At 69.4% G+C, this 8,910-nt stretch carries 7 protein-coding genes; 6 read left to right on the forward strand and 1 reads right to left on the reverse strand.

Going from position 1 to position 8,910, the window contains the following annotated elements; genetic code table 11:
- Nucleotides 1-630 precede the first annotated feature (630 nt).
- Nucleotides 631-912, forward strand: coding sequence for a molybdenum cofactor biosynthesis protein MoaE (locus ACJMNC_RS02555; RefSeq protein WP_408946365.1), 282 nt, complete (start codon nt 631-633; stop codon nt 910-912).
- 394 nt (nt 913-1,306) lie between these two features.
- Complete coding sequence (locus ACJMNC_RS02560; RefSeq protein WP_408946366.1) at nt 1,307-3,055, forward strand: ABC transporter ATP-binding protein; 1,749 nt, start codon at nt 1,307-1,309, stop codon at nt 3,053-3,055.
- Here the strand turns inward: ACJMNC_RS02560 and ACJMNC_RS02565 are convergent.
- Nucleotides 3,004-3,921, reverse strand: a complete 918-nt coding sequence (locus tag ACJMNC_RS02565; RefSeq protein ID WP_408946367.1) for an SMP-30/gluconolactonase/LRE family protein — start codon at nt 3,919-3,921, stop codon at nt 3,004-3,006. The two genes, ACJMNC_RS02560 and ACJMNC_RS02565, sit on opposite strands and share 52 nt — an antisense overlap.
- Nucleotides 3,922-4,124: 203 nt before the next feature.
- Here ACJMNC_RS02565 and ACJMNC_RS02570 point away from each other — a divergent pair, with 203 nt between their 5' ends.
- From ACJMNC_RS02570 to ACJMNC_RS02585, 4 genes are all read left to right on the forward strand, one after another.
- On the forward strand, nt 4,125-4,688 hold the full coding sequence (locus tag ACJMNC_RS02570; protein WP_408946368.1) for a PadR family transcriptional regulator: 564 nt from the start codon (nt 4,125-4,127) through the stop codon (nt 4,686-4,688).
- A gap of 98 nt (nt 4,689-4,786) precedes the next feature.
- A complete protein-coding gene (locus tag ACJMNC_RS02575) occupies nt 4,787-6,850 on the forward strand; it encodes an FAD-dependent oxidoreductase (RefSeq protein WP_408946369.1) in 2,064 nt (687 codons plus the stop codon).
- 318 nt (nt 6,851-7,168) lie between these two features.
- The gene (locus ACJMNC_RS02580) at nt 7,169-8,623 is read left to right on the forward strand and encodes a DUF222 domain-containing protein (RefSeq protein WP_408946370.1); all 1,455 of its coding nucleotides are present in this window, start codon (nt 7,169-7,171) and stop codon (nt 8,621-8,623) included.
- A gap of 149 nt (nt 8,624-8,772) precedes the next feature.
- Nucleotides 8,773-8,910: SDR family NAD(P)-dependent oxidoreductase (locus ACJMNC_RS02585; protein ID WP_408946469.1), on the forward strand; the 138-nt coding region annotated here is incomplete at its 3' end.

Consider the following 8,910-nt stretch of genomic DNA (forward strand, 5'->3'; position numbering starts at 1 on the left):
CCATGCCACGGCAAGCTCGTGGAGCCACTCTTTCGCCGGCCGGACGCCTACGCGCACTATCGACTCGCGCGAGTGGGCCGCCGGCGGCACCACCAGCGCCTGGTGCGGCCACTTGCACTGGTCCCGCGGCAGCCGTAGCCACTCGTGGCGCGCAAGGTGCCGCGCGTGCAGGTCGCCCACGAGCGACTAGCCCAGGCCCAGTCTGTACCACGAGCAGAGGGCGTACGAGCCACGGCAGCCGCTCAAGCTCGTCTACCCGCTGCTGCCCTGGGTTCTGCCGGTCAGGCAGCGCGTGCGGCGGCCACCTAGGCCCGTCGCAGCGGTCCTTCCACGGCGGCCGGTCAGGGCGGTGCGGCGCCGACTCCCTGCGCTCGCCCCAGCGCAGGTCTGGAGCCCGGGCGTAGCGGAGCCGCTACGGCCCCTAGCCCTGCCAGTCATGCCGCCGCCGCCGGAGCCCTTGGGCCAGCAGCGCCCAGCCCGGCCACGGCGGCCACCACTAGTCTTGTCGGCCGGCTAGCCGGTCACGCCGCGAGTCGCGGCGCCCCTTCAGCCGCAGCCGGTGGTGGACTTGCGCGACGTGCCAGTCGGGGACGCGCCACTCGGTGAGCCGCTAGTGGCCTGGCCCGCCGGGTGAGCGCGCTCAGCTATCACGCGCATCCGCAGGCCGGCCGCTTTCTCACCGAGGTGCTCGAACGGCACCGTACCGCCGACGTCCGGGTGGCCGGTGTGCACCGGATCGGCGATCTGGCGATCGGCGAACTGGCGGTGGTGGTCTGTGTGGCCGCTCCGCACCGGGGCGAGGCCTTCGAGATCTGTGCGCGGGTGATCGACGAGATCAAGACCGGCGTTCCCATCTGGAAGCACGAGACCTACGCCGACGGCGACACCGCCTGGGTGAACGCCTGCGATTGAGCCCGCCCACCGCCCGCACCGGGGCGGTTTTCGGTTGACAGGCGCCTGACAGCTGCGGCCAAGGCCCCCGCCAGTTCCGCCCCATACCTTCGTTCTTGTCGGCAACGAGATGAGACACGTTGCCACCCAACGACTTCGGTTGTTGGACGTGATAACGAAGGAGCAGAGCATGGCACATCGGAACCCGCAGAACAACCGCAACGGCCACCGGCAGCAGCAGCCCCACCGGCGCCGGCGGGTTCGCACCTGGGATCGCCGCCAGCACCGCTGGATCTGGCAGTGGGTCTGACCACACTGCCGTGAAGAGGCCGACGGATCCGCCATCCCCGACTGGCGGATCCGTCGGCATCGCGCATCCTCCACCCGTCCCTGCCGCAGCTGAGAAGAGGCCCCGGTGACCCTGCTGACCGCCGCCACCCGTTTCGCGCCCGACGTGCGCGGTTCCCGTCTGTTGCTGACCCTGGCCGCACTGGCGATGATCGGTGCCGCCGCCCTCGACGCTTACGGCGTCTTCGTGCTGTCCGACCTGGTCGACGGCACGCTCGACGCCGACGGCTGGGGAGCTGTGGCCGGGCTCGGCGCCGTCTGGCTGGCGGTGACCGCGGCCTCCGCGGCCGCCGACTGGGCGGGCACCATGGCCGCCACCACCGCCTCGGAGTCGATCGTGCTGCGCCTGCGGACCCGGGTCTTCGCACGGGTGCAGAAGCTGGCGCCGGTGAGCGTGCGACGGCGCGGGGTGGGCGATCTGGTGGTCCGCCTGTCCGGCGACGTCGAGGCCGTCGAACATCTCGTCTCGTCCGGACTGCTGTCCCTGGTGCTGGCCGGGGTGAACATCATCGGTCTGCTGGTGGTGGCCTTCGTCATGAACCCGATCGTGGCGGGAGTCGCGCTGGCGGCCGCACCGGCACTCTGGTTGCTCTCCGCGGCGTTCCGGCACCGGCAGAGCCGGGCCACCACCGACGAACGCGAGGCCAGCAGCAGCATCGCCGACGCCATCACCACTGCGCTGTCCGGGCACGAGACCACCGTCGCCTACAACCAGGAGGAGCAGGAGTCGCGTGCGCTGCGGCGTCAGGGCCGGCGGTGGGCGCGCGCCCGCATCTCCGAGACCCGGGTCGAGGCCGGTTTCGGCGCCGTGATGAGCCTGGCCGAGGTGGTGGTGACCATGATCGTCACCCTCACCGCCGTGTGGCAGGTGCGGGCCGGTGCGCTGAGCACCGGCGAGCTGGTCGCCCTGACCGGCTACCTCGGCATGCTCTATCCGCGGCTGCAGGAACTCGCCGAGCTGCGGCTGACGGTCGCCTCGACGGTGGTCAGCGCGCAGCGGTTGGCCGAGGTCCTCGACGAGCCCTCCCATCTGGTGGACGCCCCCGGGGCGCCGTCGCTGCCTCCGGTCAGCGGCGAGGTGCAGGTGCGCGGGCTGCGTTTTCAGCGCGGCGGCCGGGCGGTGCTCGACGGCGCCGATCTGACCCTGTCACCGAACCGGATCACCGCGCTGACCGGACCGAGCGGGGCCGGGAAGTCCAGTCTGGCCGCGCTGCTGACCCGGATGGAGCGCCCCGATGCGGGCAGCATTCTGGTCGACGGACACGACCTGTCGGCGGTGACCGGTGCGTCGGTGCGCGAGCGGGTCACCGTCCTGCCGCAGACTCCGGTGATCAAGCCGGCGACCGTCGCCGAGAACCTGGCCTACGGCCGGCCGTCGGCGAGTGAGGAGGAGATCGTCGCCGCGGCGGTGGCGGCCGGCGCCGACGGCTTCATCCGCCGGCTCCCCGACGGCTACCGGACGGTGCTCGACGGCGAGGGACTCGAGCTCTCCGGCGGTCAGCGGCAGCGGCTGTCGATCGCCCGGGCGCTGCTCCGGGACACTCCGGTGCTGATCCTGGACGAGCCCTCCGCCGCCCTCGACGATCAGACCGTCGAGCAGTTGCTGCCGGCCCTGCGTCTGGCGGCCACGGGCCGGACCACGCTGCTGATCACCCACGATGCCCGGCTGCTGCCGCTCGCCGACGAGGTGGCGGTGCTGCGCGACGGACGGGTGCACACCGCATCCGGCCCGGCGGCACCGCCGTCGCCGGCACTGCTGGCCGGTCAGGGCAAGCGGTACACGCCGAGAGCGGAGTCGACGATGGTGCCCAGGTAGAGCACGCCGTCCCGTTCGGCCACGGAGGTGACGAAGGCGAAGTCCACGCCGGACAGCCGAACGTCGTGCACGATCTCGCCGTCGAAGTCGATGCCGAGCACCCAGGCCGAGTTCTCCGGATCGGGCCCGAGTCGCTCGGGGACCTTGGCCAGCACCCGGCGCGCCCGCGGCGGAAGTTTGAGGATGCCTTCGAGGACACTGTTGCGCGGCGTGGCCAGTGCACACCAGATCAGCCCGTCGCTGCCCACCGACAGGTTGTCCGGGTAACCGGGGAGCCCGTAGACGAAGACGTCCGACTCCCCCGCGGTGTCACCGGTGAGCCACACCCGGGCGATCCGGGAGGCGCCGGTCTCGGCGACCAGCAGATACGACTCGTCGGGGGCGAGCACCACACCGTTGGCGAACTGCAGATCGTCGCGCAGGACGGCGACGGTGCCGTCCGGGCTCAGGCTCATCAGCCGCCCGGTGGCCGAGTGCTCGATGATGTCGCTGCGCCAGCGGTCGATGGTGTAGCGCTGACTCGACGCGGTGAAGTAGATGGTGCCGTCCGAGGCGGCCACCGCATTGCTGGCGAACCGCAGGGGCCGGCCGTCGATCTCGTCGACCAGCACGGTGGGCCGGCCCTGTCCGGCGGGCAGTCGGAGCAGCCCGCGATCGTGGTCGCAGATCAGAATCGAGCCGTCCGGTTCGGCCTCGAGTCCGAGCAGATGACCGGCGGTGTCGGCGAGCACCTCCACCTCGTCCGTGGACGGATCCACCGCCAGCAGCCGACCGTCGTCCAATCCGGTGATCAGTCTGCCGTCGGGCAGCACCACCACATCCTCGGGACCCTTGCCGGGGAGCGCGATACGCCGAAACTCATCCACAGCCCCTTTCATATCAGCAATCCGGACATCGCGCCGAGGTCGTCGGCCGATACATGCGGGTACCGGCCACCGTGCGCGGAACTTCGGGACCAAGGACCCACACACGCCGCCCCGCCGCCGCGGTGCTCACCTCGCGCCCATACGCACTCGATTGCATATGATCTCTGTTGCATAGTGCCGAGTTGCACGGATATAGTCCGGATATGGCCCTTGAACACGCCATCCTGGTGTCGCTCGCCGAGCGCCCCGGCACCGGATATGAGATCGGACAGCAGTTCCAGCGTTCGATCGGCTACTTCTGGTCGGCGACGCATCAGCAGATCTATCGGACGCTCAAGAAGCTGCACGCCGACGGTCTGGTCACGTACGAGTCGATCGCCCAGGACGGCCGCCCGGACAAGAAGGTCTACACCGTCTCCGCGGCCGGCCGGGAGCTGCTGGCCGACTGGGCGAACAGCCCCACCCCGGTGATGCCGCTGCGCAGCGATCTGGGTGTGAAGCTCCGCGCCGCCGAGTTCGGCGATCTGGCCGCGATGATCGGCGAGCTGAAGGCCCACCGGGACGCCCTGCAGGAGCAGCTGAGCCTGTACGAGCGATTCGATGCCGACTACTACCCCGAGCCGGACGCACTGACCGGCCGCAAGCTGCACCAGTACCTGGTGCTGCGCGGCGGCATCAAGGCCGCAGCCACCAACATCGAGTGGATCGACGAGGTCATCGTCGGCCTGCAGCGCGAGCTCGACGACCAGAGCCAGCCGCCAGGCTGAGTCAGACGGAGGCGCCGAATCGGACGTCACCGAAAGCCATCCGAAAGTTTTGTCCGCCAACGGATCCGGCAGGGATCCATGACCAGAGAGGTCGCGCCATGTCAGCCCCGACGGCCGAGCCCAACACCTACTACCCCAGACTCTTCGAGCCGCTGCAGATCGGCGGGACCACGCTGCGCAACCGCTTGGTGATGGGTTCCATGCACACCGGTCTGGAGGACCGGGTGTGGGACACCCCCAAGCTGGCGGCCTACTACGCCGAACGCGCCCGCGGCGGCGTCGGCCTGATCATCACCGGCGGATTCGGCGTGAGCCGCGGAGGTCTGCTGCTGCCCTTCGCCGGCAAGATGACCAACCACGCCGACGTGCTGCGGCACCGGCCGATCACCAAGGCCGTGCACGACGAGGGCGGCAAGATCTGCCTGCAGCTGATCCACGCCGGACGCTACGGCTACACCCCGGTCAAGGTGGCCGCCGGCAGTGAGCCGTCGCCGATCCACCCGTTCAAGCACCTGCAGATGACCGAGCAGATCATCTGGCACACGATCCGCGCCTTCGGCGAGGCCGCCAAACTGGCCCGGCGCGCCGGCTACGACGCGATCGAGTTGATGGGCGGCGAGGGCTACCTGATCAACCAGTTCCTGTGCCCGCATACCAACGACCGCACCGACAAGTGGGGCGGATCCACCGAGAACCGGCAGCGGTTCCTGCTCGAGATCGTCAAGGAGGTCCGCAAGCAGGTGCCGCGCGACTTCCCGGTGATTCTGCGTCAGTCGGTGGCCGACTTCGTCAAGGGCGGCCAGACCTTCGACGAAATCGCCTCGCTCGCACGGCAGGTCGAGCAGCTCGGCGTCGACGCGATCAACACCGACATCGGCTGGCATGAGGCGCCGGTGCCCACCATCGTCACCTCCGTGCCGCGTGGCGCCTTCGTCAAGTTCACCGAGCGGCTGCGCGACGTCGTCGACATTCCGCTGATCGCGTCCAACCGCATCAACACCCCGGAACTGGCCGAGGAGATTCTGCAGAACGGCCGGGTGGACGCCATCTCCATGGCCCGTCCGCTGCTGGCCGACCCGGACTTCGCCAACAAGGCGGCCAGTGGGCGTGCCGACGAGATCAACACCTGTATCGGCTGCAACCAGGCGTGCCTCGACCATGCCTTCGTCGGCAAGAAGGTGTCCTGCCTGCTCAATCCGCGGGCCGGCCGGGAGACGGTGCTCACCCTGGGCCAGACCCGCACCGCCAAGCGGATCGCGGTGATCGGCGCCGGTCCGGCCGGACTCTCGGCCGCCGTGGCAGCCGCCCAGCGCGGCCACCGGGTGGATTTGTTCGAGGGCTCGTCGTCGATCGGCGGACAGTTCTCCATCGCCGCCCGGATCCCCGGGAAGGAAGAGTTCAACGAGACCATCCGGTACTACACCCGTCAGCTCGAGGTGAACCACGTGACCCTGCACCTGGAGACCCGGGTCAACGCGCAGGACATCATCGACGGCGGCTTCGACCAGGTCATCATCGCCACCGGCGTGGTGCCGCGGGTGCCCGACATCGAGGGCATCGATCACCCGATGGTGGTCTCGTACGCCGACGCCGTGCTCGGCCGCAAGGAGATCGGCAAGCGGGTCGCGGTGATGGGGGCCGGCGGTATCGGCTTCGACGTCACCGAGTTCCTCACCACCGACGAGTCCCCCACCCTGAACCTCAAGGAATGGGAGCAGGAGTGGGGCGTCAGCGAGGACCTGGACAAGCCCGGCTTCCTCACCAAGCCCCGGCCGCTGCCGGCCACCCGGCAGGTCTACATGGTCCAGCGCAAGCCCGGCAGCCAGGGCAAGTCGCTCGGCAAGACCACCGGCTGGGTGCATCGGGCGACCGTCAAGATGAAGGGCGTCGAGCAGATCTCCGGGGCCACCTACGACAAGATCGACGATCAGGGCCTGCACCTCACGCTGCACGACAAGGAGGGCAACGAGACCGGCAAGCGCGTCCTCGAGGTGGACAACGTGGTGGTCTGCGCCGGCCAGGAGTCGGTGCGTGAGCTGATCGATCCGCTGGTCGCCGCCGGAGTCACCACGCACGTGATCGGCGGTGCCGACGAGGCCGGCGAGCTGGACGCCAAGCGTGCCATCCGGCAGGGCACCGAGGTGGCCGCCGGGCTGCCGTGACCCGTTAGGGCGGCGCCTGGGCACTGCCCGGCGCGCCCTGTCAGCGCGAGCACTGCGGCGGCGGTCCCTGTGAGGGACCGCCGCCGCAGTCCTGTCTCGTGCTGCCGCGATACCCGGCGCAGGCTCGCCGCCGAACCGATGTCGTAGGTGGGTCGTACTCTGAACTCAAGAAAAATAGTTCGAACATTTTAGCGATATGGGAACATAATACATCACATCATAGTTGAACTAGTAAGACAAGGCGCAGCACAGCCCGACCAGCACGATCAACGCACAACGAGATAGTCGGCACAGCACTTCGGGGGAGGTGAGCACGCGATGACGACCAGTATCGACGACACCAGCACAATGGTGCTGCCCGACGATCCGATCGCACTCCAAGCCCTGATCACCGCCGCGGTCGCCAAGCAAGCCAAGTTGACCCGCGCCGACTACTCCCGCTGCACCGACCGGCAGCTCACCGACCTCACCGAAGACCGCGAACGCGCCCGCCGCCTCATCAGCGCCGCCGACGCACCCCTCCTCGTCGAGATCAGTGACCGCGGCTCCTACCAGCAGGCCGGTGGAGCGAGCCTGGGCGGCTACCTCGTCGGCACCTTGCACCTCTCCGCCCCCGAAGCCCGCCGACGCCGTCTCCTGGCCGAAGCCGTCGGACAGTTCACCTCCATGACCGGCGAACCACTCCCACCACGCTGCCCGACCGCCGCCGAAGCGTTGAGTGCCGGCACGATCGGCGCCGACCACGTCACCGAAATCTTCAAAACCATGCAGAAAGTGCCGCATTCAGTTGATGTGGACCAACGTGCACGCGCCGAGGCAGATCTGACCGCCGCCGCCGTCACGCTCACTCCGGAACAGACGCGGATGGTCGGACACCGTCTGCTCTCCCTCCTCGACCCCGACGGGGAACTCGCCGACGACATCGACCGCCAACGCCGCCGGTCGCTGACGTTGTCGCCGCAGGATCAGCAGTTGATGACCAAGCTCCGTGGCTCGATCACCCCAGCCCTGCGCGGGCTCCTCGAGGTGGTCCTGACCAAATGGGCCGCACCCGGGATGAACAATCCCGACGACCCCGACAGCCCCACCGGACCGGTCGACACCGACGGTTTGGATCCCGAACTCCTCGATGCCGCCCGCCGGCGCGACCTACGTTCGGCCGGGCAACGGAACCACGACGCCCTGGTCGCCCTGTGCCGCTTCGCGCTCGGGCATGGGGCGCTCGGCGACCCGTCGCGGTTGCCGGCCGAATTCGTCGTCACCATCGACCACCAGGATTTGGCCGAGTTGGCCGGGACCGGGTACACCGCCACCGGCACCCACATCCCCGTCCCCGACCTGATCGATATGGCCGCCGACGCGACCTGGCACCTGGCCGTGTTCGCCCACCACTCGGCGGAAGTGCTGTACCTCGGGCGGTCACGGTTCGCCAACAAGGCCCAACGCCTGGCCCTGTTCGCAAGGGATCGCGGCTGCACCAGGCCGGGCTGTACGAGACCGTTCGCTCAATGCGAAGCCCACCACGCCGACCTCGACTACGCCGACGGCGGCACCACCGACATCAACAAACTCGGCGGCGCCTGCGGCGGCGACAACCGCCACGTCAGCACAGCCCCAGGCGACTGGGAAACCACCATCATCACCGACGGACCCGATCAAGGCCGGGTCGGCTGGCGCATCACCGGCACCGGACACGACTACACCGTCAACCCCATGCACCACATCGGACGCCGCACACCACACAATCCCCACTCACCACCAGAGGGGGCGTAACACGCCCCGCGGGCAGGCCGACCGGGAAGGCGATCTCAGCTCACCGACCGGTAGCCCGTACACACCGCCGCCGCGCTCTGCCACGACGCAGCGGACAGCGCCGCCGACCGTCGAGCTCGCCGGTCTCCGCCGCCGCCTAGGATCGAGCCATGGCACTTCCCACCCCGTCCCCCACCAGCCATGCCGTCGTCACCGGCGCATCGTCGGGCATCGGTATGGCTCGCGCGCGCGTGCTCGCCGGCCGCGGCCACAACCTGATCCTCGTCGCCCGCCGAGCCGAGATCCTC

It is taken from the genome of Gordonia sp. VNK21, from assembly GCF_046098115.1.
Lineage (GTDB): Bacteria > Actinomycetota > Actinomycetes > Mycobacteriales > Mycobacteriaceae > Gordonia.

What these genes read in the sequence shown, in the direction of transcription:
- ACJMNC_RS02570 (WP_408946368.1), top strand. Translation starts at nt 4,125, where the DNA reads ATGGCCCTTGAACACGCCATCCTGGTGTCGCTCGCCGAGCGCCCCGGC.
- ACJMNC_RS02575 (WP_408946369.1), top strand. Translation starts at nt 4,787, where the DNA reads ATGTCAGCCCCGACGGCCGAGCCCAACACCTACTACCCCAGACTCTTC.
- ACJMNC_RS02580 (WP_408946370.1), top strand. Translation starts at nt 7,169, where the DNA reads ATGACGACCAGTATCGACGACACCAGCACAATGGTGCTGCCCGACGAT.